Here is a 26,211-nt window from a genome sequence, read left to right as displayed (position 1 = left end):
AGATTATCGCGATCCCGGCGCTGAAAATGAATTTTTTGTTGCACGTAGCCCCACCCCTTTGACCTTGGCGGGGCAGTTACCCACAATGCGCTCATTCTGGTATATACCAAAAAGGAGCGAAGTCATGACCCATATTCCTGCGGCCCCCGCCGCCGTCGATTACCTGCTGCTGACCCCGGGCCCCCTCTCGACCACCGCGACTGTGCGTGCCGCCATGCTGCAAGACAGCTGCACCTGGGATGCGGACTACAACCTGGGCGTGGTGGAGCCCATCCGCCGCGAGCTGGTGCGCCTCGCCACCGGTCCGGAATATGAAAGTGACTACAGCGCCGTCTTGCTGCAAGGGAGCGGCAGCTATGTGGTGGAGAGTGTGCTGGGCTCGGCGATCGGCGTTGATGAGTGTCTGCTGATCATCAACAACGGCGCCTACGGTGCCCGCATGGGGGAGATGGCCCGCTGCCTTGGCCTGCGCCACCATGAGCTGGACTGCGGCGAGACCACCCGCCCGGAGCCCGCCGCCATCGAGGCGATGCTGGCGCGCCACCCCGAGATCACCCATCTGGCCATGGTGCATTGCGAGACCACCACTGGCATGCTCAATCCGCTTGATGAGGTGGCTGCGCTCTGCCAGCGCCGCGGCATTCGCCTGATCGTCGATGCCATGAGCAGCTTTGGCGGCATCCCCATCGACATGGGGCGACTTGGCATCGAGTTTCTCATTAGCTCGGCCAACAAGTGCATTCAGGGGGTGCCGGGCTTTGGCTTTGTCATCGCTCGCCGCGTGGCGCTTACGGCCTGCGCCGGTCGTGCTCGCTCGGTCTCCCTTGACCTGCATGCCCAGTGGCAGACCATGGAGCAGCAGGGGGGCAAGTGGCGTTTTACCTCGCCCACCCATACCGTGCTCGCCTTTGCCCAGGCCCTGCGCGAGCTGGATGAAGAGGGGGGCATTGCCGCCCGCCATCAGCGTTACAGTGAAAATCAGCGAATCCTGGTGGATGGCATGGCTGCCCTCGGCTTTACGCCGCTGCTGCCCGAACAGTGGCAGTCTCCCATCATCACCGCCTTCTACTCTCCGACCCACCCTGATTACCGCTTTGCCGACTTCTACCAGCGGCTCAAGGCGCAGAGCTTTGTCATCTACCCGGGCAAGGTCTCGCAGGCCGACTGCTTCCGTATCGGCAATATCGGCGTTGTGACCCCGGAGCGGGTGCGGGATCTGCTCGCCGCCATGACCAGCGCCTGTTACTGGCAAGGGGACGCGCGATGACCAGCATGCTGGCTCAGGGTCGTGATCTGCGTGGCCGCGATTTGCATGACCATAAGCTGCACGGCAGCGGCCGCGCCGATAGCGAAGGGGATATCAACCTTGGCGAGGGGCGGGCGCGTTGGTGGGCTGACCAGAGCGAGGCGGTGCAGGCGGGATTGGCGGAGGATAGCCGCTACTTCCTCCATCAGGCACTCTCCACCCCCTGTCTGGATTTGATCGAGGGGGCGCAGGGGAGCTGGTTGACCAGCGTATCGGGCAAGCGTTACCTCGATTTTCACGGCAACAGCGTCCATCAGCTGGGCCACGGCCACCCCAGGGTGGTGGCCGCGGTGCAGCAGCAACTCGCCGATCTGCCGTTTGCACCCCGCCGCTACACCCATCAGGTTGCCATCGACTGTGCCCGCACCCTGGCTGAACTGGCTCCCGGCGATCTCAACCGGGTACTGTTCGCCCCCGGCGGCAGCGAGGTGGTGGGGATTGCCCTGAAGCTCGCCCGTTTCATCACCGGCAACAGCAAGGTGGTATCCCTCTGGGATGCCTTTCACGGCGCCTCTCTCGATGCCATCTCGGTTGGCGGTGAAGCCTGTTTTCGCGCTGGTATGGGCCCGCTGATGGCCGGCGTGGAGCGCATTCCACCGCCCACCCGTTATCGCGGTGTCTGGTACCGCGGGGAGGGGGATGACCTGCACTACGCCGATTATCTGGAGTACGTCATCGAGAAGGAGGGAGGGATCGGCGCCTTTATCGCCGAACCTATCCGCAACACCGATGTGCAGGTGCCCTCGAAGGCCTACTGGCAGCGGGTGCGGGAGATCTGCGATCGCCACAAGGTGTTGCTGATCGTCGACGAAATCCCCAATGCCCTGGGCCGCACCGGCCACTGGTTCAGCTTCGAAGAGTTCGGCATCGAGCCCGACATCATCTGTCTGGGCAAGGGGCTGGGGGGCGGGGTGGTGCCGTTTGCAGCGCTTATCACCCGCGACCGTTTCAATCAGGCCGCAGCTATTTCGCTCGGTCACTACACCCACGAGAAGAGCCCTATCGGCTGCGCGGCGGCCCTCGCCACTATAGAGACAATCCGCGAAGCTGGATTGCTGGCAAAAGCGCAGGAGGATGGCCGTTTTATGGCGGCCGAGCTCGGCAAGTTGGCTAAGCGTCACCCGCTGATCGGGCAGGTGCGCGGTATCGGTATGCTTTGGGCGCTCGATCTGGTGGTCGATCACCAGAGTCGCATCCGCAACAGCCAGGCTGCCGAACGGCTGCTCTACCGCTGTCTGGAGCTGGGGCTCAGCTTCAAGGTCTCCCAGGGCAATGTCATCCAGCTCTCGCCACCGCTCAATATCGCCCGCGCCGATCTGGTGCGCGCTATCACCATTCTCGATCGCGCCCTTGGCGAGATCGCACTTTCACCGAAACAGGAACACCACCATGACTGACTTGCAGATTGCTGTAGACCCGATCACCGACGTAGAGGCGCTGATCCTCGACTGGGCCGGTACCGTCGTCGATTTCGGCTCCTTCGCCCCCACCTCCATCTTCGTCGAGGCCTTCGCCCGCGCCTATGACTTCACCGTGACCCTGGATGAGGCGCGCCAGCCCATGGGCCTTGGCAAGTGGGATCATATCGCCGCGCTGGGCCGTCTGCCCTCGGTGGATGCGCGTTGGCAGGATCGCTTCGGCCACCCCATGAGCCACGCCGAGGTGGACCACCTCTATCACACCTTTATGCCGCTGCAGATTGCCGCCGTGACCCGCTTCGCCGACCCGATCCCCGGCGTGTTGCCGGTGCTGGACGCTCTGCGGGTGCAGAGGCTGCGCATCGGCTCCTGCTCCGGTTATCCCCGTCCGGTGATGGAGGCGCTGGTACCAGCGGCGGCCGATCATGGCTATCGCCCGGATCATTGGGTCGCCACCGATGATCTCAAGGCAGGTGGTCGCCCCGGCCCCTGGATGGCGCTGGCCAACGTGATTGAGCTGGGAGTGAGCGCGGTGCATCGCTGCATCAAGGTGGATGACGCCGTACCCGGCATCAGCGAAGGGTTGAACGCCGGCATGTGGACCGTGGGGCTGTCGGTTTCCGGCAACGAATTTGGTGCCACCTGGGAAGAGTTTGCCGCCATGAGCGAGGCGGAGATCGCCGCCCGGCGCGCACCGGCCGAGGCCAAACTGCGGGCGGCGGGAGCTCACTACGTGATTGATACCCTTGCCGACATCGCCCCGGTTATCGCCGATATCAACCGCCGTCTGGCGGCTGGCGAGCGGCCATAGGCCATCGGTAGGGTCTAACAAAAGCGCTTGGCTGGCTTTAGATACAACACGCCCCCATCCGGGGGCGTGTTGTATTTACAGGGGGAAGCCGTGCGCGGTCAGCGGATATCGACCCGCATCAGGGGAGAGGGGGCGTTGTCGACAAAGTGGTGCCAGATATGGTCGTAGAGCGCCTTCTGGCCGGGGAAACTCACCAGCGCCTTGGCCTCGGCCAGGGAACACCAGCGATAGTCTATGTGCTCGTCGTTGAGGATCACCGCCTGATTGGGCGGGCAATAGACCACAAAGACCGGCACCACCTCCACCGTATTCAGGATCGCCTCGTAAAACTGCTCCAGATACTGGCCGTTGTAGAGCTCGGTGACCCTGATCCCCGTCTCTTCGCCAAACTCCCGAATAATGGTCTGCCAGCCGGTTTCACCCGCCTCCACCGTGCCCGCCACATGGCACCAGAAGCCCCCCTTGACCCGTTTCATCACCAGCAATTTTGTTTCGCCATCGACAGTGGTGAGGGCAACGCCAGAGACGGCCTTGCAGCGAATGGGGATCATGATCTTCTCTCCGGATTTGGGCTCTGTGATAGCCATGAACAGTGTGAAGGCCTGTTAATTGAAATACGCCTCGGCGGGCAGGCCCATGACCTCCATTTCATTCAGTCCATTTTTGGCCAGATAGTTGGCCACCAGATTGAACCCCACCCAGTAACCGGCATATTTGGGAAATGGCCGGTTATTACGGCAGTAGAAAAAGTCTAAAAAGTTGAACTGCTTGCTGGATAGATGGGGTGTCATCTCTGCCAGCAGCGATTGCCAGTCATGATGATGAGACTCCTTGAACAGCGAGGGGAGTGTGCCGCCATTGAACCTCTGCTCAAAGTAGCAGGCCAGCCCTTCAAAAATCAGGTTTTCGGCCAGGGTTTCTGTTTCCACCTTGTTCTTCTTTTGCACGATATGGTGGACTTCGTGGGCCAGCACGGCAGGCAATTCGGTGATGATCACCTCTTTGATGTCGGGCCGTTCCAGATCAAGCTGGAGTTCTATTCGATACATGTTGATGGCCCAGCCACCGATACCTGAGTCGGGCGCATCCCCCTCGGCAAAAGGGCTGAAGGTGACATCCAGTTGGGAGAGATCGAACAAGGCATTCAATTTGTGCGCCGTCTCGGCAAAAACGTGCCTGATGGTGTCATCGAGCCCATCGAATTTGCCCGAGTCGTTTAACAGGGTGAGTTGCATCCAGACATCCTTGTCTATTGAAAGAGAGTGCTGAGCCACTTGCGTGGTCGCGGCGCCATATCATCACGATTACCCTCCTTCAATCAAGGGGTTACCCGCCCATTATGCTTGCCGTCTGGATCGCCTCGATCAGCGCGGCCCGATTGATGCGAGGGCGCTCGCCATCGAGCAGTTGCTGCCACAGGGCAATGGCTTGCCTGTAGCGGCCATGCAGGAAGTGATCGGAGGCGAGCAGCATCAGGGCGCTCACTTCCCCTGCATCTTGCTTGAGGGCGCTCTCCAGCAGGCGGGTTGCCTCGGGAGTCAGCTGCTGGCCCGCCTGATAGTAGAGCACGGTGGCTTGGGCGGCTTGAGTCGCCGCGCTGGCGCCCCCCTCCAGCAGAGCGAGACGCTGGTAGGCGAGCAGGGCGCTGTCATATTCGCCCCGATAGAGATAGAGCTGGCCAAGCGCCGCCCAGCTGTCGAGATCGGCAGGATTGCGCTGAAGTTTCTGATGCAGACTCCCCAGCTCTTTGTCCTGCAGATCCTGCGGGCTCAACCCCGCCAGCGGATCGGGACGGGATGCATAATCCTGCCATGCCTGATAACGGCCGCTGCCGAGATACACAGCGGCAACGGCTACGCATGCCATGATGCCAAGCAGCAACAAGGTCCGCCCGTGCCGGTTATTGCGGCTGCGATTGTCATGCTGGTTGGCCAGTTGCGCGCGCAGGGCCAGCTCAGCCGCCGGGATGGCGTTGGCCAGGCGGGCGGCGCTCAGCTCACTGTAGAGTGGTTGGTCGGGGGAGAGGCCTGCTTGCTCCCCGTGCATGATCAGCAAATTCAATTCGCTGCGCGGATCGGCGGCGTATTGATGGATTGCCTCATCGATTGCCTTAACGACAGGGATGGCCCGCGCGTTCATGCGCGTCAGGCGGCGAAACAGGGTCAACAGCGCCAGCCCCAACAGCAGCAGGGGTCCGCCCCACAGCAGCGCCGTGCTGGCCTTGAAGGGGGGATCGTAGCGGACGAAATCGCCGAAGCGCTCCGTCATGCGGGCGATCACCTGTTCATCAGACTGCCCCTCGTCTACCCAGCGGTAGACCTCGAGTCGCAGATCCCGCGCGATGGGGGAGTTGGACTCCACCAGATTCTGGTTCTGGCACTGGGGGCAGCGCAGGGCGCGGGCCAGCTCTTGCGCCCGATTTTGCAGCTCGGGATGGCGAAACTGATAGGTATCGACCCCGCTGGAATATGCAGTTGCACTCAGCAGCATGCCGAGGGCCAGCAGGGCGCAGGCAAGAGAACGGCGCATCATGGCTGTGTCTCCCGAGCTGATATTGCAATAGTTGGTGCAGTAGTGGCGGCCTTCATTCGCGCATCCGCTCGCGCCTGGTCGAGCAGGGGGGCAAACTGACGTTGCCAGATCCCTTTGGTGAGCTCGCCGGTATGGCGGGCAAGCAGGGCACCATCGGCATCAAACAGATAGGTCTCTGGCGTGCCGTAGACGCCGAGCTCAAGGGCCAGTTTGCCGTCGGGGTCGGCCAGTACGGCGCGATAGGGGTTGCCCGCCTGGATAAGCCAGGCGCGGGCGGCATCCCTCTTGTCCCGGTAGTTGAGACCGTAGAGGGGCACGGTGCCCGCGAGCTCGCTGAGCAGCGGATGCTCGGCGCGGCAGTTGGCGCACCAGCTGGCCCAGACGTTAAGCACAAAGGGCTCGCCCTTGAGGCTGGCGGTCTGGATCTGGCTCCCATCCAGCAGATTGTTGCTTTGCCACGCAGGCAGGGTACGGCCGAGCGTCGCCTCATCCTGGCTGTAGGGATTGTTGCCAAGGCCGAGCCAAAGCAGGGCGCCGAGGCCCAGGGTCAGCAGCAGTGGAAGAAAGAGGCGCAGGCGGGATCTCATAACGCCTCCTGTTCGAGCCGGGGATGGGAGGTGCCAACCTCAACGGGACGGGAGGCAAGCAAGGGGCGACGGGCGAGCAGGCGCAGGGTGCCGCCCGCCATCATCAACAGGCCGCCGAGCCAGATCCAGCGCACCAGCGGCTTGTAGTGCAGCCGCATGGCATAGGCATCTGGTCCCATCTTCTCACCCAGCACCACGTAGAGATCGCCGAGCATTCCCCACGCGATGCCGGGTTCATTCATGTTCATGGTGCGCACGCTGTAGTGACGTCGCTCTGGGGTGAGCCTGGCGATCTCTTTATCTTCTTTATGCACGCTGAGCGTGATGCGCTCGGCGGTGTAGTTGGGGCCGATGATCGGCTCGCGTCCCTCATAGCGAAATTCGAACGCACCGAGCTGGTAGGGCTGGTTGGCACTTAGCACTGTGCCTCCTTCCTGACTGTGGTGGCTCATTTGCGCGATGCCGAGGGCGCACACCGCCACCCCGAGGTGGGCCAGCAGGCTGCCGAACCGATTGAGGGTGAGCTCGCGCAGCGACGTCAGTTGCAAGAGCGGGAGCAACAGGCTAGCCATCAGCCAGAGGCTCACTATATTGGCGAGGATGCCGTTCCAGTTACCGGAAAACGATCCCTGTTCCAGATAGGCAAGGCTAATGAGCCCGCCGCCAAGCAGGCCAAACAGCGGCGGCAACAGAGCGTTGAGTCGGGAATGTGGCGCAAGCTCCTGCCAGCGCAGGCGCGGGATTCGGGTCATCAGCGTCATCAGGCAGAGGGCCAGCGGTACGAAGATGGTATTGAAATAGGGGGCCCCCACCGAGAGCGAGCCCAGATGGAGCGACTGGAACACCATGGGGTAGAAGGTGCCGAGCAACACGCTGGCGCAGGCCACACAGAGCAGCAGGATGGCGGCGCCGAGCAGCCCCTCTTTTGACCAGAAGCCAAAGCGGGCATAGGGGGCGCGAATGTCCGCCCGCAGGGCAAACAGGGTGAGAGCGCTGGTCAATAGCAAGCCGAGCAGCAACAAGAGGGTGAGGCCGCGGCTGGGGTCCACCGCAAAGGCGTGCACCGAGGTGAGCACCCCGGAGCGCACCACAAAGGTGCCGAGCAGGCTCAAGGCGAAGGTGAAGATGGAGAGCAACAGCACGGCATGACCATAGGCGCCGCGCTTCTCGCAGATAATCAGGGCGTGCAGCAGGGCTGTGCCTAGCAGCCAGGGCAAGAGGGAGGCATTTTCTACCGGATCCCAGAACCACCAGCCGCCCCAGCCGAGCTCGTAATAGGCCCACCAGGAGCCCAGCACGATACCGGCGGTGAGAAAGACCCAGGAGCCGAGCGCCCAGGGGCGACTCCAGTGGGCCACGGCACCATCCAGCCTGCCCGAATGGAGCGCCGCCATGGCGAAGGCGAAGTTGACTGCAAAGCCGACGTAACCGAGATAGAGCAGGGGTGGGTGGATGATAAGGCCGATATCCTGCAGCATGGGGTTGAGATCGCGCCCCTCCAGCGGTCCCGGAAACTGGCGGTAAAACGGGCTGGAGAAGATCAGGGTATAGAGGCCGAACAGCCCGACAATCAGCCCCATGATGGCCAGTACTCGAGCTGTGATCAGCGGATCGACCCGCTTTGAACAAATCGCTACCAGAGCGCCCCACAGGGACAGTGCAAAGACGAAAAAGAGCATGGAACCCTCGTGGCCGCCCCACACCGCCACCAGCTTGAAGCCCAGCGGCAGGGCGCTGTTGGCGTGCTGGGCCACATAGCTGACGGTGAAATCATCCCGGGCAAAGCAGCTGGCGAGCAGCAGTAGGGCGGCTAACAGCAGGATGGCATTGATCAGCGCCAGCGGCGTGGCGCTGCGCAGCAGGGTTGGGGAGGCGAGCCGTAATCCCAGCCAGGGCAGTGTGCCCTGCAGCAAGGAGAGTGCCGCCGCCAGCAACAGTGAGAGATAGCCGAGCTCCGCCAGCACACAACCTCCAGTCAAGCATTCGTCTATGTTATGCCGCAGCGTCTGCACCGTACCGGCGCTGGGGGATAACATCCACATTCCTAGCAACAATTCATCGCAACAAAATAAGCGCCAGTCACCCGAAGGTGGCTGGCGCCGGTGAGTATACGGTTACACGACCGTCATCTGGCCGGCATAGAGCACGAAGTAGCGCAGCAGCAAGATCCCCACCAGGGTCAGGCTGCAGACCAGCACCAGATGGCCATTGCGCTCCCGCAGGGGCGCCGGGGTCAGCAGGGCCAGCAGCTGGGGCAGCAGCATGCCGATCCCCACCACCCCTATCCAGAACACCTGAGCCCAGAAGCCGCTGCCGATGGCCGCCCACATCGCCACCTCTTTCTGGCCGCCACCGAAGTAGAGGCCGGTAAAGAAGCAGACCAGCAGCAACACCTCCACCGCCAATACCGGCCGCTCGAAGCGATGCACAAAGCTCACCCCCTGGCTGTGATGGTTCTCCTTGAAGAGCGTCACCGCCAGCAAGATGGTGGAGGCGATACCTGAGCTGATGCCCGAGACCAGAAACAGCACCGGCAGCACCGGGTTGTTCAAGAGCGGATAGGTCTTGAGTGCCGAGAGCAGAAAGCCAGTGTAGGCCCCCAAGAGCACGGCAAGCAGCAGCAAGAGCGGCGCCAGCAGCCGTTCGATGCGGGCGAGCCAGCCTATCAGCTCATCCACAAAAGCGAACTTCTCTTGCAGCAGGTGACGACGCAAGGTCTCAATCTCGGTGCGAAACACCACCGCCAGCCAGGCGAACAGCACCGCCATATAGAGCTGAAACAGCATGACCCCCATCGACATCACTGAGTCGAACTGGTAGTGGAACATCAGCTTCCAGAAGGTCCAGGGGCGGGCCAGATGGAAGATAAGGATCAGTAACCCCAGGATCACGCTCGCTGGCGCCAGAATGGCGGTTGCCTTGATGATGCCGCTCTCGCTGCCTGCCCCCTTGCGGCGCAACAGCACCGAGAGGGTGGTGGCCCCGGCGGAGATGCCGAGCAGGAACAGGTAGATGGCGATCGGCCAGTCCCAGACAAGTGAAGGGAAGTGAAATGCGTCATGCAACATGATCCATTCCTCCCTCTGTTACTGCGGTAGATGGCGATCGGACAAATCCCCAGACAAGGGAGGGAAAATAAAATGCCGCTTGCATGGTCATGACGTTATCTCCCCTTTGGGCACGCGGTACATCTTGGGCGAGGTGCCGAGCGCCTGCTTGTAGCGATAGGTGGTCTCCTTCACCAGTCGTTGGGCGATGGGGCTGTCCGGATCATCCAGATTACCGAACACCAGCGCCTTGGTGGGGCAGAATTCCACGCAGGCCGGCTCCTTACCCACCGCCATGTTGGTCTTGCGGCAAAAGTCGCATTTGTCCGCCACTCGGGTGACCGGGTTGATAAAGCGCACCTGATAGGGGCAGGCGGCGAGGCAATACATGCAGCCGACGCAGAGATCCGCGTCGACATCGACGATGCCATCCTCCTTGCGAATATGGGAGGCGCCGGTCGGGCAGACATGCACGCAGGGGGCGTTGTCGCAGTGCTGGCACGATTTGCGAAAGAAGCGGTACTCGGCGTCGGGAAATTCACCGACGGGGCCGGAGCGGATGATCTCGAGGCGCGAGACCCCTTCCGGCACTTTGTTGACCTCCCGGCAGGCATCCATGCAGGCGGTGCAGCCGATGCAGGCCGTCTCATCGTGGATCATGCCATAGCGGATCCCGTCGATGGTCTGGCTGTGGGCGAGGGGGGTAGCAAGGGAACGAGTCGGCCCCGTCATCATGATAAGGGCCCCCGCACCCACGCCCGCCATAAAATTACGGCGAGAGCAGCTCATGAGGCCTCCTTGCCGGTAGCCGGTTTGGACTGCTCCTGCCGGGCCTTGCTGGCCTCATGTTGCTTGCTGTGGCAGTCGACGCAGAGCTTGATGCGGGATTTTTCCGGGATCCCCACCATGGGCTCCTTGGCCGGATGCAACTGGTGGCAGCTGGTGCAGGTGAGCTTGGTAGCGTGCACGTCGTGGGCCCAGAGCGCCTCGCGCAGTGGTTTGGGCTCGTGGCAGCTCATGCAGACTCCATTCTGCTCGCTGATGGGATAAAGCTTGATGCTCTCTTTATCCTTCAGGCTGTGGCTGAAGCGCATCACATCCTTGACCCCTTCCCGGTGCTGGGGGGAGGGCTGGCCGTGGCAGTTGGTGCAGGTGACAGGTGCCAGGTTGTTGGGATTGGTCGCCTGACCATGCTTGCCGTGCATCCCCTCGCTCTGCTCCTTGTGACAGTCGGTACAGGCCTTGTCGGGATTGCGTAAAAATTCCACCTCATGTGTAGCTGGAACAGAGGCTGCTGCCGACTCGGCCGCCTGACCCTGCAGGCTGGTGAGCAGCATGGCTGCCATCAGCATCAGTCGTAAAAAATCCATCGTTAAATCACCCATAGGAAGCCTCCATCCGCTGCGGGCCTGGTCTGGCCGGGCCCGCAGGCGCCGTTACTGTGCCAGCCGTCCGGCCGCTTTGGCCTCGGCATCCCAGGCGGGGACCGTGGTCTTGAGGAACTGGGCCTTGTCGCTGTTGAACTGCTTCATATCCATGCCAAGGGCGGCTTGCGCTTTCTCCTTGGTGGAGATGTCGGGGATGGCGATTTCGTGGCTGATCCCCTTGCTGGCCAACAGGCGCGCCAGCTTGGTGCGGGCGTCAGCGGCTTTATCCAGTGCGCTGCCAAGTACCTTGAGGGCCACTTCGGGGGCGTGCATCTGCACCCCGTGGGAGGCGATGGCGTAGTCCCAGCGCCACTGGGCGTGACGGATGTCCTGCAGAATATCCTTCATCTCTGCCTCTGTGGCGCCGGCATCCCAGGCCGCCTTGGCTTCAAAGTGGGCGTGAACCAGCTGCTTCTCGACCTTCAGCTTGGTTTCGATCACCGCCTCTTTGCGCTGCTTGACGATCCCTTGCAGCATCTCCTTGCTCTGGGTGTGGCAGTTGCGGCAGGTCTGCTCGAAACGATCGAAGGGGTTACCCACCTTGTGATCCGTGTAGACCTTGCCCTGCTCGTTCTGCACCTTGGGCATGTGGCAATCGACACAGGCGACGTTGTTCTGGCCGTGAATGCCGGCGCGCCAGGTTTCGTACTCGGGATGCTGGGCTTTCAGCATGGGGGTTTTGGAGAGGGCATGAGTCCAGTCGGCAAAGCCGATTTCATCGTAATAGGCCTCCATCTGCTCCACCGTGGTGCCCTTGTCCCAGGGAAATTTGACCGCCTTGGTGGGGCCGCTGAAGTAATACTCCACGTGGCACTGGCCGCACACCTGGGACTGCTGATCAAAGCGCCCCTGCTCCTTGAACGGCTTGCCGATGGCGGTCATGGCCCGATCGGCATAGGGACGGGAGAGGTGCAGGGCAGGTTTACCCTCCTTGAACTCCTTCGAGGCGGTGTCGTGGCAGTCGGCGCAGCCGATGGTGTTGACTATTTCCGGCCCACCCTTGGCCCACATCCCCTTGAAGTAGCCATCTTCACCCTTCTCGTCGATAACGCGGGCCACGTCCGGGCCTTTACAGCTCCAGCAGGCCATCGGCAGCGGGCCATCTTCGGCGGTCTTGGGGGCGCCGGTGCGCAGGGTTTCGCGTACGTCGGTCAGGGCATAGAAGTGACCACGCGGCTTGTTGTAATCCTTGGCGAAGGGGTAACCGCCCCACAGCACCACCATGTTGGGATCTTCCGCCAGCGCGTCGGTGCGCTCCTTGCTTTCGCTGGTGGCTTGCCAGCTGGTGAACTGATCGGCGTGATCCTTGGCGAACAGCTCGCTGCGCGCCTCTATCTTGCCATTGGTGGTTGCGTCATCAGCCAGTGCCCAGCCGCTGGTGCCAAGGCTGGTAGTCAGCAGCAGGGTGGCGAGGCCCAGTTTGATATGCCTGTGTTGTGAACCCACGTTTATCACTCCCAGATAAATGTTTTGGTCTCGTCTGACCCGTTCCATCTTGGTGTGGATCTTCTCCTCGTCGGGCGGGGTGGGCAGACATTCGCTTGCGGGTGAATAAAACCGCGCAATATATGATCGCTCGAGGGTTACCCTAACAAATAGGTAAATTTAATGATGATTTATCGGGGGGAGAGTTGTGCCAGATCAATTGATGCACAGGATTGATTGCTGAAATGAGACCTGGATTAAATTTTATGGAAACTCAACTTCTTGTTAACTGCCGAACATTCGATGGCAGGAGTTTGAACGGAACAGTTACGTACTGGCACTTTTTGCTGCTGATCCTGATTGCTGTCGTATTGTTCACTGATTCTGGCAATGACTTATGCTAATAATTGACTGAATATGCAAATTCTCGGTATTGTGGTGTGAGCTTTTGACCTTCGGATTATGATCCATTTATTGAAGCTGCAGTGGATTTATCGTCAAACGACAGAAATGGTCACATGGAGTCTGATAGGCCTATTAATAAAGGTGATGGGGTTAGGTTCATACAAATCTCATTTTATTAAAAAGGGCCTGTTAGATGCGAAATATTGTAAGTTATGGCCATTTTATGGCAATCATTGCCGAAAATGGCGAAAAGACCCACTTAGTCTGGTTCGGTATGATTATTGAACAGACAAGTACCCTGTAGGTACTGATGTTGGTGGTTAAGGTTTTGCTGGAGGTTGTATGGCAGAGTTGCAAATTGAAAAGTCCACGGTGATCTCCCAACTCGAGGGCTCCGTGTTTGTCATCAGTGCAGATGGATCTGTCATACGAGCAAAGGTGGGGATGGCATTGCAGCCGGGGGATCGCCTGCAAGCTGCCCAAGGGGGCCACTTTCAACTAGCCAAGCCGGGCAGTGATCCTGCTGGTGAGCAAGATATGGCCGCCAAACCTGAGCCCACGAAGCCTGCTGCTGATGGACAACCGACCGATCCGGAACTGGCCTCATTGCAAGAGGCGATCCGTCAGGGTATTGACCCGACCGAATTGTTCCAGGAGACCGCTGCCGGTAACGCAGCCGCCGCGGGTAATATCGGTGGTGTAGCCGGTTCCAGCTCGGGTGGATTTGTGGTGGTCGATCGTACCAACGATTCCACCCTGGCCGAGGCCGGTTTTGATACCGATCATGCGGTGCAACCTGTTGGCGATGAGCTGCTGTTTTCCGAAGAGCGCGATTTCTTTGCTGCCATCACCATCACCGAGCCCCAAACCAGCGACAACATTATCAACGCCGATGAAGCGGCTGGCGTCATCATTCGTGGTGTGGTGGATGATGTGGAGGTAGGCCAGCCGGTCACTGTGACCCTTATCGATCAGGCGGGAAATTCACTGACGGTGACGACAGTGGTGCTGCCCGGCCTGGTGTGGGAAGCCAATTTTGGCGATGTGACCGGCAAGCTGGTGGATGGCCCGTTGCAGATTGTGGCCAATACCCAGGATCAGGCGGGCAACAACGCCAGCGATACCGGACAGACCCTGCTCGATACCATCACCACCATTACCCTCGATCTCGCCGATGAGAGCGACACCGGCGCCAGCCAGATCGATGCTCTGACCCGCGACAATACCCCGCTGCTGCAAGGGAAGGGGGAGCCCGGCGCCACCGTAACCCTGAGCCTTGGCGGCAGCGTGCTCACCGTCCTGACGGTGGATGCCGCCGGTAACTGGCAATATCAGCTGCCGCAGAGCCTGGCCGATGGCCAGTACCAGTTTCAGGTCAATTCCGTGGATATTGCCGGCAACCGAGCCAGCGATACCCTCGTTATCAATGTTGATACCCAGGCCTTTATCGATATCGATGATCTCGATACCGCAGCCCTGTTTGGCAACAGCCGCGCCACCCTGAGCGGCTCCACCAGCAATGTGGAGGCGGGTCAGAGTGTCATCATCACACTAGTCGACAGCAATGGCCAGCCGCTGTTGACCACCTCGGCACAGGTCGGGGCCGATGGCCGCTGGCAGGTATCAGGTCTTGATCTCTCCGGTATCAATCAATCCTTTGAAGTGCGTGCCAGTGTCACCGATCTGGCGGGCAACAGCGCCAGCGATGGGGCGCCGCTGATAGGTCAGAGCGAGACCCTGATGCTCTCCGAAGCCGGATTGGCCGGTGGCTCGATCACCGCGACCGGCAGCCTCAATACCGGTGCTGGTCAGGATGGCAATCTGCAAGTCCAGTTTGCCGCTGATCAGAGTGCCTTGGAAGGGCTGGGGCTCGTCAGCCATGGCGCGCCCCTTGGCTACACCATCAACGGTCATACCCTGACCGCCAGTGCTGGTGGGGCGACTGTCTTCACCCTGACCCTCAACAATGACGGAAGTTACCGCATCGTCTGGAGTCAAAGCCTGGATCACGGTCAGGACGTGTTGCGCCTGCCGTTCAACCTCGAATATCGCGACAGCGACGGCGATCTGGTGAAGGCGCCGCTGGTGATCAATCTGGTGGACAGCAATCCGCCCAACTTTGACGTTGATCTCCCGCCCATTACCCTGACCGAAGATGCCTTTATCAACGGTGCTGCCGTAGTGGGTGAGAGCCGCTTTGTAGTCAAACACGGTGTCGATCCTTTGTTGGTGGATTCGCTGGTGTTCAGTAATCAGAACAGTACCCTGACTACCCTCAACGGCTCGGGTCTTGCCAGCGATGGTCATCCGCTGACCTTTGAATTTGCCGGTGATCGCACCCTGGTGGGTTACTACCTGGATGGCAGTGGCCAACGGGTGGAGGTGCTGCGCGCCGAATTGAAGGCTGAGCAGCAGGGCAGCGATCTGGCTGGGCGGGTGGTGGTCACCCTCACCGGCCCGCTCGATCATCAGGGGAGCGACATGCTTTCCCTCGATTTGCAGGTGAGCGCCAACGAGATAGATGGGGACAGCACCAGCGCCAACCTGACGTTGACTGTCAATGATGGCAGTGATCCCGCATTGGGTATCGACAAGGGGGTCGCCCTGCAAGAGGGGGGCAACCAGAGCATCGATGGTCAGCTGCCGGTGACGGTGGGCAGCGATCGTCTGGTCTCCCTCAACTTTGAGGCGAGCCAACCGGCGCTGGCGGGGCTCACCAGCCAGGGCAAGGCGACGAGTTACGAGGTTCAGGACAACCAGCTGATCGTCAAGGATTGGCAGGGCAAGACGATCCTCACTGTTACCATCGGGCTGGATGGCAAATACAGCGTCTCCCTGACCGGGGTGTTTGACGAGCCGGAAGCGACCAACAGCCTCAATCTTGGCCTGAAGGTACAGGGTTCAGATTTTGACGGCGACAAGAGCAATCTAGGCACCCTCAATATCACCATTACCGACGGTGCCTTGCCGCAGGTTAATCCTGTCTCCCTCACGCTCACCGAACATAGCAACTGGCAGCAGGGCCAGACTCTTGACGGCGATCTGACTATCACTGCGGGCACCGATCCGCTGGCCAGCATCACTTTCGATGCCAATCAGCCTGGGCTGCAAGGGTTCACCTCGGGCAAGCAGGCCGTGACCATCACGGTGGCTGACCATCTTATCGAGGGGCGTACCCCAGATGGCAAGCTGGTGTTTGAGCTGACCCTCGGCAACGATGGCAAATACAGCTTTACCCTCCATCAACCGCTGGATCAGGGCAGTGCCGACAGTCTGCTCAAGGCGGGCTTTACCCTGCTCGACAGCGATGGTGACAGGGTCTCCTCCACCATTACGGTTGCGGTGGGGATGGTGCCAATCCGACCATCTCCGCCGTGACCGGCACCACCATCACCGAGATGGCGCAAGGTGAGGCAGCCGCGGTCAGCACCATGAGTTTCTCGGTCGCGCACGGCAGCGATGCCCTTGACCCCAACTCTCTTGGTTTTGATATCGCCGCTATCCAGAGCACCCTGACCGGACTCACCAGCCACGGCAACCCGGTCACTTTCACCGTCGATCCCGCAACCGGCCAGCTGCTCGGGACCGCCGGTGGGCAGGTGGTGCTGCGCGCCGAGCTGAGCCTGGTCGATAACAACGGTAACTGGAGCGTCACCGCCAAGGTCACCCTGAGCGGCGAGCTGGATCACAAGGGGAGTGAATCCCTCAACCTGCCGCTTGCCGTCACCCTGGCCGACAAGGATGGCGATCGCATCGGTACCACGTTGCCGCTCACCATCGTGGATGGCAAGGCACCTAGCTTTATTCCGGGCAAAGGCGTGTCTCTGGATGAGGGGGACCTCACCGGCAGCAACAGCCTGAGCCAAACCGGTCACTTCGACGTGCAGGCAGGGTCGGATCGAGTGGTCGAGGTGGCCTTTGCCGATGCCAGCGAACAACCTGCGCTGACCGCCTTGGGTAAACCGGTGCAGTACGAGCTGGTTGATGGTGACCCGCTGATCCCAGGCAGCCAGCAGCTCAAGGGCTATGTGATGGTGGATGGCCAGCGGGTCGAGGTGTTCGAGGTCAAGCTGGTTGGCAGCCTCGATCAGGCGGGCAAAAACGGGTTTGACTATCAGGTGACCCTCTATCAGGGGCTTCATCAGGGCAGCAACGCCGTGACCGAGCTGCCCATCAAGGTGATCGTCAACGACTACGACAAGGCGGGCGGCAACAACGACAGCACCAGCGGCACCCTCAATATCCAGATTGGGGAAGGGGAGAAACCAACCCTGACCCTGACCGATGTAACCCTCAATGAAGGGCGCTTCGATGGCGCCAACTCGGCCACTGATGACCTGCAGGCGAGCGGCAAGATCACCATCAAGGCCGACTCGGATCCGGTGACTGATGTGCGGCTGACCCTTTCCAGCCAGGTCATGGATGCCAGTGGCAAGCCCATCCCCCATAACGGCGAAACCCTGACCTGGAAAGCGGTTGGCACCGATGGTCACACCTTCCAGGCGGTGACCAGTGGCGGTCTGGTAGTGATGACGGTGTCCATCCCCACTGCCCCTGCCACCATCGCCGCTCATACCAGCGCAGAGATAGGTTATCAGGTGACGGTGCATACCAACCTGGATCACGGTGCAGACAACAAGCTGGAGCTGACCCTTCCGGTCGAAGTCACCGACAGCGATGGCAGCAAAAATCAGGGAACCGCTACCATCACGGTGAGTGATAGTGCAGATCCTGTGCTCGGTCTCGATAAAGGCGTCGCCCTGCAAGAGGGGGGCAACCAGAGCATCGATGGTCAGCTGCCGGTGGCGGTGGGGAGCGATCGTCTGGTCTCCCTCAACTTTGAGGCGAGCCAACCGGCGTTGGCGGGGCTCACCAGCCAGGGCAAGGCGACGAGTTATGAGGTTCAAGACAACCAGCTGACCGTCAAGGATTGGCAGGGCAAGGCAATCCTCACCGTTACCATCGGGCTGGATGGCAAATACAACGTCTCCCTGACAGGGGTGTTTGACGAGCCGGAAGCGACCAACAGCCTCAATCTTGGCCTGAAGGTACAGGGCTCAGATTTTGACGGCGACAAGAGCAATCTCGGTACCCTCAATATCACCATTACCGACGGTGCCTTGCCGCAGGTTAATCCTGTCTCCCTCACGCTCACCGAAGATAGCAACTGGCAGCAGGGCCAGACCCTTAACGGCGATCTGACTATCACTGCGGGCAGCGATCCGCTGACCAGCATCACTTTCGATGCCAATCAGCCGGGGCTGCAAGGGTTCACCTCGGGCAAGCAGGCCGTGACCATCACGGTGGCTGACCATCTTATCGAGGGACGTACCCCAGATGGCAAGCTGGTGTTTGAGCTGACCCTCGGTAACGATGGCAAATACAGCTTTACCCTCCATCAACCGCTGGATCAGGGCAGTGCCGACAGCCTGCTCAAGGCGGGCTTTACCCTGCTCGACAGCGATGGTGACAAGGTCTCCTCCACTATTACCGTGGCGGTGGGTGATGGCGCCAATCCGACCATCGCTGCCGTGACCGGCACCACCATCACCGAGATGGCACAAGGGGAGGCTGCCGCGGTCAGCACCATGAGTTTCTCGGTCGCGCACGGCAGCGATGCCCTTGACCCCAACTCCCTCGGCTTTGATATCGCCGCTATTCAGAGCACCCTGACCGGACTCACCAGCCACGGCAACCCGGTTACTTTCACCATCGATCCCGCAACCGGCCAGCTGGTCGGAGCCGCCGGTGGCCAGGTGGTGCTGCGCGCCGAGCTGAGCCTGGTCGATAACAACGGTAACTGGAGCGTCACCGCCAAGGTTACCCTGAGCGGCGAGCTGGATCACAAGGGGAGTGAATCCCTCAACCTGCCGCTTGCCGTCACCCTGGCTGACAAGGATGGCGATCGCATCGGTACCACGCTGCCGCTCACCATTGCGGATGGCAAGGCGCCGAGCTTTATCCCAGGCACCGGTGTGACCCTGGATGAGGGGAACCTCACCGGCAGCAACAGCTTGAGTCAAACCGGTCACTTCGATGTGCAAGCCGGGTCGGATCGGGTGGTGGAGGTGGTGTTTGCCGATGGCAGCCAGCAACCGGCGCTCACTGCACTTGGCCAGCCCGTCAAATACGAGCTGGTTGATGGGGACTCCGCCATCCCCGGTAGCCAGCTGCTCAAGGGTTATGTGATGATGGATGGCCAGCGGGTCGAGGTGTTCGAGGTCAAGCTGATTGGCAGCCTCGATCAGGCGGGCAAAAACGGGTTTGACTATCAGGTCACCCTCTATCAGGGGCTTCATCAGGGCGCCAACGCCGTGACCGACCTGCCCATCAAGGTGATCGTCAACGATTACGACAAGGCGGGCGGTAACAACGACAGCACCAGCGGCACCCTCAATATCCAGATTGGGGAAGGGGGGAAACCGACCCTCACCCTGACCGGAGTGACCCTCAATGAAGGGCGCTTCGATGGCGCCGCCAATAACCAGACGGCGGATGATCAGCAAGCCAGCGGCAAGATCACCATCAAAGCTGACTCGGATCCGGTGACCGATGTGCGTTTGACCTTTGCTGGTCAGGTGATGGATGCAAATGGCAAGCCCATCACCCATAACGGCGAAACCCTGACCTGGAAAGCGGTTGGCACCGATGGTCACACCTTCCAGGCGGTGACCAGTGGCGGTCTGGTAGTGATGACGGTATCTATCCCCACTGTCCCTGCCACCATCGCCGCTCACACCAGCGCAGAGATCGGTTATCAGGTGACTGTGCATACCAACCTGGATCACGGGGCGGATAACAAACTCAACCTGACCTTGCCAATCAAGGTAACCGACAGCGATGGCAGCGTGATCACTGGCAGTACCACTGCGGTGATCACCGATGCTGACAATCCCGTGATCACATCTATCGAGGGGGTCACCGTCAAGGAGTCGGATCTCAATGGGGGCAGTGGCCAGCATAGTGGCACAAGTCCCTCAGGCAGGGGAGAAGTTGCCATCGGTCAGGTGGCGATTGCCGCCGGGAGCGACCGGGTGGCTTCTCTGCAATTGGATGTGGCCCGTTTCAACGCCCTCAACACCCTCACGTCGGGGGGCAAGGTTGTCACCATTGGCGCCGATAGCCAGCCGGGTGTCTATCTTGGCAAGGACAGCGCAGGCAAGCTCATCTTCAAGCTGACGTTGGATGTCTCCGGCCGCTACACCTTCGAGCTCATCGGCAATCTGGATCACAGGGCTCAGGGCAAGGATCTGCTGGATATCCAGCTGCCGTTACAGGCGCGGGACAGTGATGGAGACCTCAGCGCAGAAGTGATTGGTCATGTGAGCGTGCAGGATGATGTGCCCGTCGCCGTGGATGCGAACAAGACCCTGAATGAAGGAGCGAAAGTGACCGGCGATCTGCTGGCCACCGCCAGTGAGGGGGCGGACGATGCAGTAGTGAAATCGGTCACCATCAATGGCACCGAGCACCCCATCGCCGCAACGGGCAATACCACCATCTCGGTAACAGATGGCACAGGACAACTCATCGGCACTTTGGTTATCAATGCAGAGGGTAACTACAGCTTTACCGCCAAGTCGGGTATCAATCACAGCAATAGCAACCTGATACAGCAGATCACGTTCCACCTGGTGGACGGCGACGGGGATAGCGATGATGGCATCCTGACCCTGACCATCCGGGACGAGGCTGGCACGCTCAGCGTGAGCGCCGTCACCGGCCAGGAGGATGCCGGAGCAACCGATCCTAGCCAGGGGATCCCCATTACCATGAATCTGGATGTGGGGGATTTCGATCGGGGCGAGCATGTGGAGCAGCTGCTTATCCAGGCACCTGCCAATGCCCAGGGAACCTTCTATTTCAACGGTGTCGCGCTGACCACCATTACCCTGGGTGGCAAGACCTGGTATCAGGTGCCGCCTGAGGCCATGGTGGCGGTGGCCAACACCAACGACAAGTTCCAGCTCACCGGTGTCACCTTCGTGCCTAACCACGACTACTCGAACTACGACCTCGGTGGCAATCCGCTGCGCTTCCCGGTGCAGTTGCAGGTGGGCGTCACCGAGGGGAGCAAGCCCCCGGTGCTCACCGGCAATCTGGACATCACGGTGCAAGGTATTGCCGACAAGCCACTCTGGGATGGAGCGAGCACAAATCAGCACTACACCACCAATGAAGACAGCACTGGCATCGCTCTCAATGTGAAGGCCACTCTCACCGACATCGATGGCTCCGAAACACTGAGCTACCAGATCAAGTGGGAGTCGGGTCAGGGGACGCTTACCCTGAACGGCAAGGTGCTTACCCCGGGGGCAAACGGCCTCTATACGGTGGCTGCTGGCAACATCAACAAGGTAACTGTGGTTCCGGGCAAGGATTTCAGTGGTGACATCAAGCTGTCGGTGACGCCGATCAGCACCGAGAAGAACCCGATCGCTCAGGGTCAGGGTACGGCTCAGGGAGACAAAATTGATCTGGTGATCAACGTCAATCCGGTGGCAGATGACGCCAAGCTCACCGTGCGTGACATTCAGGGCAAGGAAGACACCCTGCTCGATCTGGGCAGCAAGATTGCCCTCGCTCATCTGGGTGACAAACTCGATGGCTCCGAGCAGATGTTTGTCCGCATCAGTGGCCTGCCTGACGGTGCAACCTTGTTGCTGGGTGGTTCCGCCGTTGCACAGAACATAGCCGGTTACTATGAGGTTCCTTTTGATCGGATTGGCGAACTCAAGCTGCAACCGCCGAAAAACAGCAACGTCGATTTCGACCTGATCATCAAGGGGGTGGTGAAAGACACGGCGACCTTGACCGATGCCAACGGCCAGACCCATACCGTGGTGAACGAAAAGGAGACCGGCTCCCAGACCCTTCATGTGGATCTGGTGGGGGTGGTGGATCAGCCTCACTTCGAGCTTGGCAATACCGGCTGGGAGGCCGAAGGGACAGGCTATGCCATCACCGTGGGCGAAGATGGGCGGGCGCCGCTCAACTTTACCCTCACCTCGGGCGAGTGGGTCGATACCCCGCACGATACCTCCGAGAGCCTCAACGTGGTGCTGCAAGGGCTGCCGGAAGGTGCTCGGGTCTTTGATGCCAATGGCAAGGAGCTGACCCTCACCTTTGCCGGACTCGACGCCCATGGCAAGCCGACCTATCAGGTCGATGTCTCCGATTTTGGCAACCTGCTTATTCAGCCGCCTCATAACAGCACGGCGGATTTGAACCTGATCGCCAAGGTGGTGGTGACCGAGAACGATGGCGATCACAAGAGCTTCAATGTGCCGCTGCATATCAAGGTTGAACCGGAGATTGACGCCACCGACTACAGCAAGACCAGCAATGGCCTGGAAGATCAGTTTACCGTGCTGGACTGGTATCCGACCCTTACTGACGGCGCCGAGAAGGTGACGGCACTGAGTCTCTCCGGGGTGGAGGATGGCTACCAGATCTGGCTGCGAGTCGGCAGTGTCGAGAGTCCGCTGACCGTGGTCAGTGGCAAGGTCACCCTGACAGCCGCCCAGCTCGACAGCCTGCTCAACGGGGGGCAACTGCTGGTGAAGGCACCGGAGGATAGCGATCGGGATACCACTATCCAGAGCCATGTTACCGTGACCCAGCATGATGTGGATTCGGTCGCGGTGGCCGAGAAGGTGATCGATGGCAATCTGCATGTCGATATCCAGGCCGTGGTGGAGCCCGATGGCGTGCTGACCCAGAGCGGTGGAGCTCTCGTGGGGCAGAGTGGGGCTGATATAGACCTGACTGGACGCTTCGTCTTTACCGACCTCGATCCCTCGAGCGTGGAGGAGATCGACTATCTGGTGATCAACCTGCCGGTGTTGAACGGTGGTGCAGGCGACCAGTTCGTGGTGGTTGGCGGTATCAACAACGGTAACGGCAGCTGGATCGTGCCGGCGGGCAACCTCGGCAGCTTCAAGCTGCATGCGCCGGACGGGTTTGTCGGCAAGGTCGAACCGATCCGCATCGATGCCATGGTTATCGACCGGGGCGATGATGGCGATGCCAGCGCCCATGTCAAAGTGAGCCTGGAAACCAGTGCCGAATTTGAAAACAAGCCAGTGACGCCCAAGACGCCGGCGGCGACTGTCGATATCGACGACAACGCCGTGCTGGTGGGCAAGGAGGATATCCGGGTTGATTTTGGTCAGCAGCTCAAAGGCGTGATCCATATCGGTGCCGCCGACCAGGCGAGCGACGAGGTGACCATTGTCCTCAAGGGGTTGCCGGCGGGCGTCACTATCAGCGGGGCCGAGTACAACATCTCGACCGGTGAGTACGTCATCAAGGTGCCGCCGTCACTGGCGGGCCTGGAAGGGTTGACCCTCGGCTTACCGCAAGACTTTGCCGGTTCGCTCAATATCGAGGTGAAGGTGGTGAATACCGATACCGCCAGTGGCGACATCAAGGTTGACAGCAGCACGGTACGGGTCGATGTGGCCCCCGTGGTCGATGTGAATGGTGGCCGTGGCGAGCATCCGGAACTGACACTGACCGTGCAGGACACCAACCAGGACGGGCAGCCGGACAATCTGGAAGATAGCGAGATCCACCTCGATCTCTCGGTGAAACTGGCCGATATCAGCCCCTCCATCGCGGGCGGCGGTCTCGAAACCGTTGAGCGGGTCACCATCACGGTGGATGCGAAATATGGTTACTTCATCGATGGCAGCGGCAAGCCGGTTAACACTCTGGTGGTCAACGACGTGGCGGCGCTCAAGGATTTGGTGTTTGTGCCCAAAGAGCATTTCAGCGGTCAGGTACCGCTCGACATCAAGGTCGATATCGTCGATACCGCGCTGGTCGGTGGCCAGCAGGTGACCGACAGCGGCAGCTGGAGCGGCCAGGTCGGCTTTGAGGTGAGACCGGTTAACGATCCGGCCCAGCTCTCGGTGCACAGCGTCACGGGGAGCGAAGATGGCACGGTCAACCTTGCCGGATTTGGCGCAACCCTTATCGATAACGATGGCTTGGAGCAGATCGTCGCGCTACAGATAAAAGGGGTACCGGATGGCTTCACCCTGTCGGCTCCGGCGGTCAACAATGGTGGCGGCGTCTGGCAGATCCCGGTGGGGACCGATTTCTCCAAGCTGACCCTGATCCCGCCCGCTGATTTCAGCGGCACCGTGGATCTGTCGCTGAGCGCCTTTACCCTCGACAAGGGGCTCACCATTCCGCTCGAAACCAGTGGCAGCTTTACCGTCACCGTCAATCCGGTGGGGGATGCCCTTATCGCCGACATTCAGGGTCAGGCGAGCGGTACCGAAGGGGATGTGATCACGCTGGATCTGGGGCTGGAGACCCGGGATACCCAGCCAACCGGCGGCAGTGCGGGTAATGTGCATGAGAACAAGCCCGAGCAGGTGCGGGTCACCATCGAAGGGGTGCCTGATGGTGCCGAGATCCGCTTGCCAAATGGCGTGGCGGGGACGGTTGTTGATCTGGGTGGCGGTCGTTGGCAGGTCACTACCGAGGGCGGCAAGCTGGGTGCAGTCGAGCTGGTGACCAATGATGCCAACGGTGCACTGGATCTCAAGATCACCGCCCAGAGCCTCGACAACGGCGCCCTTGGCCCCGAGGTCAATGGCACCATCCATGTGGATGTAAGCCCGGTCAACGATGCGCCAATCAACGTATTGCCAACGACCCCTCAGGTCGCGCAGGAAGATCAGCCCTTCGTCATCCACGGTTTGCAGGTGAAAGATGTGGATGCGGGCAACAGCCCCATCAAGATCACCCTGTCGGTGGAGCATGGCACCCTGACGCTGCCTGCTGCCTGCTGGCAGCGGCGTGACGGTGGTCGGCAACGGCACCGGTTCGCTTGTGCTGACCGGCACGCTGGCCGATCTCAATGCCTTGCTCTCTGGCGGGGTCACCTATCAGGGCAACAGTGATTTCTACGGCAATGACGCCCTGACCATGGTCACCAACGATCAGGGGAACACGGGTAGTGGCGGGGCACTCAGCGATACCGATGTGCTGCCCATCGAGGTGCAGCCGGTCAACGATACCCCGGTCAATCAGCTGCCTGGCAGCATGACGGTGAAGGAAGATGGCTCCCTGTCGCTCTCCGGTGTCAGCGTGAAGGATGTGGATGCAGGCAGTGCGCCTGTCTCCATGGTGCTGCGGGTCGAGCATGGTGTGCTGACTCTGTTGGGTGCAACCGGTGCCGTGATGGTGCAGGGGGCGGGTACCAGCGAGATCACCCTGGTGGGGTCGTTGGCTGATCTCAACCAGTTGCTGGCAAGCAACCTGCACTATGAACCGGCCAAAGATTTCTGGGGAGAGGATACCCTTACCGTCACTACCTCCGATCAGGGCAACAGCGGTGCGGGCGGTTCTCTGAGCGACACCGATCAGGTGACCATCACGGTCACTCCCGAGCCGGATATGCCGGGTCTGACGGTGGATCAGCATGCGTTCCATGCCTTGCAGGGGGCAGTTATCCCCCTTGGCATCAATGCCAGCGTGGTCAATCCGGCCACCGGTGAACTCTCCATCCGCATCAGCGGCCTGAATGGGGCTCAGGTGCAGGATGAGCATGGTCAGAGTGTCGGTCATGCCGATGGCAATGGCGACTGGTTGATCCCGGCCGATCACTCTGTTCCGCTCTACTTCAGCGGTTTTGGTGACGGTGACCATGTGCTGGGGATCAGTGCCGAGTCGAGTGTCGGCGGCTCAACCGTCAGCACGCCCCTTGAGACCATCACGGTGCACGGCCAGAGTGGTCATGAGCTGGTCGGTTCCGATCAGGGGGATTGGCTGTTTGGCTCCTCTGGCGATGACCGTCTATTGGGGGGGCATGGCAACGACATTCTCACCGGCGGGGCTGGCAGTGATCTCTTCGTTTGGCAGCACGGGGATGAGGGGAGTCAGGGGCTGCCCGCCATCGATACCATCACCGACTTCCATCCGGAGCAAGGGGACAAGATCGATCTGGCTGACATGCTGCAAGGGGTCACTGGCAATGGTGTCGATGATCTGCTCAAGCATCTCTCAGCCTCGGTGACCACGGGGAGCAATGGCCTGAGTGATGTGAATCTCTCGGTTTCGCCCGCGGGTGATGGCCAGATAACTCAGCAGATCACCCTGAAGGATGTGGATCTGACCAGCTGGAATCTCACCAGCACCTCGTCCCACGATATCCTGCAGAGCATGCTGGAAGATCAACATAGCCTGATCATCCAGCACCCCTGATAGCGAGCGTGAAGCGTAAAAAGAAGAGCCGG

12 protein-coding genes and 2 pseudogenes are annotated in these 26,211 nt (G+C 60.4%); 5 read left to right on the top strand and 9 right to left on the bottom strand.

Features of this window, described 5'->3' with window-relative positions; genetic code table 11:
- Positions 1-124 precede the first annotated feature (124 nt).
- Genes phnW through phnX form a run of 3 tightly spaced genes read left to right on the top strand, consistent with a single transcriptional unit; the run spans position 125 to position 3,535 of the window.
- Positions 125-1,267: a 2-aminoethylphosphonate--pyruvate transaminase gene (phnW, locus tag AB5Y84_RS03055; protein WP_368176337.1), complete on the top strand. Its 1,143-nt coding sequence runs from the start codon at positions 125-127 to the stop codon at positions 1,265-1,267.
- On the top strand, positions 1,264-2,703 hold the full coding sequence (locus AB5Y84_RS03050; protein ID WP_368176336.1) for an aspartate aminotransferase family protein: 1,440 nt from the start codon (positions 1,264-1,266) through the stop codon (positions 2,701-2,703). Before phnW ends, AB5Y84_RS03050 begins: the two co-directional genes overlap by 4 nt.
- Positions 2,696-3,535: a phosphonoacetaldehyde hydrolase gene (phnX, locus tag AB5Y84_RS03045; protein WP_257724976.1), complete on the top strand. Its 840-nt coding sequence runs from the start codon at positions 2,696-2,698 to the stop codon at positions 3,533-3,535. Before AB5Y84_RS03050 ends, phnX begins: the two co-directional genes overlap by 8 nt.
- A 98-nt stretch (positions 3,536-3,633) precedes the next feature.
- Here the strand turns inward: phnX and AB5Y84_RS03040 are convergent, their stop codons facing one another.
- The 9 genes from AB5Y84_RS03040 to nrfA form a co-directional block, all read right to left on the bottom strand.
- Entirely contained in the window at positions 3,634-4,086 is a 453-nt protein-coding gene (locus AB5Y84_RS03040; RefSeq protein ID WP_263717311.1) for an NUDIX pyrophosphatase, read from the bottom strand.
- Positions 4,087-4,140: 54 nt separating this feature from the next.
- Positions 4,141-4,770, bottom strand: a complete 630-nt coding sequence (locus tag AB5Y84_RS03035) for a DUF2268 domain-containing putative Zn-dependent protease (RefSeq protein WP_368176335.1) — start codon at positions 4,768-4,770, stop codon at positions 4,141-4,143.
- Between the two features lie 91 nt (positions 4,771-4,861).
- Positions 4,862-6,067: a heme lyase NrfEFG subunit NrfF gene (nrfF, locus tag AB5Y84_RS03030; protein ID WP_368176334.1), complete on the bottom strand. Its 1,206-nt coding sequence runs from the start codon at positions 6,065-6,067 to the stop codon at positions 4,862-4,864.
- Positions 6,064-6,654 (bottom strand): DsbE family thiol:disulfide interchange protein, encoded by a 591-nt coding sequence (locus tag AB5Y84_RS03025; protein WP_236380749.1) that lies wholly within the window; start codon positions 6,652-6,654, stop codon positions 6,064-6,066. The genes nrfF and AB5Y84_RS03025 overlap by 4 nt, the downstream gene beginning before the upstream one ends.
- Positions 6,651-8,618 carry a heme lyase NrfEFG subunit NrfE gene (gene nrfE, locus AB5Y84_RS03020; protein WP_368176333.1) on the bottom strand — a complete coding sequence of 656 codons (1,968 nt, stop codon included), beginning with the start codon at positions 8,616-8,618 and terminating at the stop codon, positions 6,651-6,653. Before nrfE ends, AB5Y84_RS03025 begins: the two co-directional genes overlap by 4 nt.
- A gap of 150 nt (positions 8,619-8,768) precedes the next feature.
- Entirely contained in the window at positions 8,769-9,722 is a 954-nt protein-coding gene (nrfD, locus tag AB5Y84_RS03015) for a cytochrome c nitrite reductase subunit NrfD (protein WP_368176332.1), read from the bottom strand.
- A gap of 87 nt (positions 9,723-9,809) precedes the next feature.
- Entirely contained in the window at positions 9,810-10,490 is a 681-nt protein-coding gene (gene nrfC, locus AB5Y84_RS03010) for a cytochrome c nitrite reductase Fe-S protein (protein ID WP_368176331.1), read from the bottom strand.
- Positions 10,487-11,086, bottom strand: a complete 600-nt coding sequence (gene nrfB / locus AB5Y84_RS03005; RefSeq protein ID WP_368176330.1) for a cytochrome c nitrite reductase pentaheme subunit — start codon at positions 11,084-11,086, stop codon at positions 10,487-10,489. Before nrfB ends, nrfC begins: the two co-directional genes overlap by 4 nt.
- Positions 11,087-11,137: 51 nt before the next feature.
- Complete coding sequence (nrfA, locus tag AB5Y84_RS03000) at positions 11,138-12,580, bottom strand: ammonia-forming nitrite reductase cytochrome c552 subunit (protein ID WP_245097671.1); 1,443 nt, start codon at positions 12,578-12,580, stop codon at positions 11,138-11,140.
- A 720-nt stretch (positions 12,581-13,300) separates the two neighbouring features.
- Between nrfA and AB5Y84_RS02995 the strand changes: the two are divergent.
- Both AB5Y84_RS02995 and AB5Y84_RS02990 read left to right on the top strand, forming a co-directional pair.
- Positions 13,301-16,404, top strand: a pseudogene (locus AB5Y84_RS02995) (retention module-containing protein); the annotation flags it as partial.
- 234 nt (positions 16,405-16,638) lie between these two features.
- Positions 16,639-26,179, top strand: a pseudogene (locus AB5Y84_RS02990) (type I secretion C-terminal target domain-containing protein); the annotation flags it as partial.
- Positions 26,180-26,211 lie beyond the last annotated feature (32 nt).

Source organism: Aeromonas sp. s11, assembly GCF_040907945.1.
GTDB lineage: Bacteria > Pseudomonadota > Gammaproteobacteria > Enterobacterales > Aeromonadaceae > Aeromonas > Aeromonas veronii.
Note: the sequence above shows the minus strand (reverse complement) of the source record. Positions and strands in the feature narration are given on the sequence as shown.

Bases quoted from the DNA above. Each gene is read 5' to 3' on its own strand.
- phnW (WP_368176337.1), top strand. From the start codon at position 125: ATGACCCATATTCCTGCGGCCCCCGCCGCCGTCGATTACCTGCTGCTG.
- AB5Y84_RS03050 (WP_368176336.1), top strand. From the start codon at position 1,264: ATGACCAGCATGCTGGCTCAGGGTCGTGATCTGCGTGGCCGCGATTTG.
- phnX (WP_257724976.1), top strand. From the start codon at position 2,696: ATGACTGACTTGCAGATTGCTGTAGACCCGATCACCGACGTAGAGGCG.
- AB5Y84_RS03040 (WP_263717311.1), bottom strand. From the start codon at position 4,086: ATGATCCCCATTCGCTGCAAGGCCGTCTCTGGCGTTGCCCTCACCACT.
- AB5Y84_RS03035 (WP_368176335.1), bottom strand. From the start codon at position 4,770: ATGCAACTCACCCTGTTAAACGACTCGGGCAAATTCGATGGGCTCGAT.
- nrfF (WP_368176334.1), bottom strand. From the start codon at position 6,067: ATGATGCGCCGTTCTCTTGCCTGCGCCCTGCTGGCCCTCGGCATGCTG.
- AB5Y84_RS03025 (WP_236380749.1), bottom strand. From the start codon at position 6,654: ATGAGATCCCGCCTGCGCCTCTTTCTTCCACTGCTGCTGACCCTGGGC.
- nrfD (WP_368176332.1), bottom strand. From the start codon at position 9,722: ATGTTGCATGACGCATTTCACTTCCCTTCACTTGTCTGGGACTGGCCG.
- nrfC (WP_368176331.1), bottom strand. From the start codon at position 10,490: ATGAGCTGCTCTCGCCGTAATTTTATGGCGGGCGTGGGTGCGGGGGCC.
- nrfB (WP_368176330.1), bottom strand. From the start codon at position 11,086: ATGGGTGATTTAACGATGGATTTTTTACGACTGATGCTGATGGCAGCC.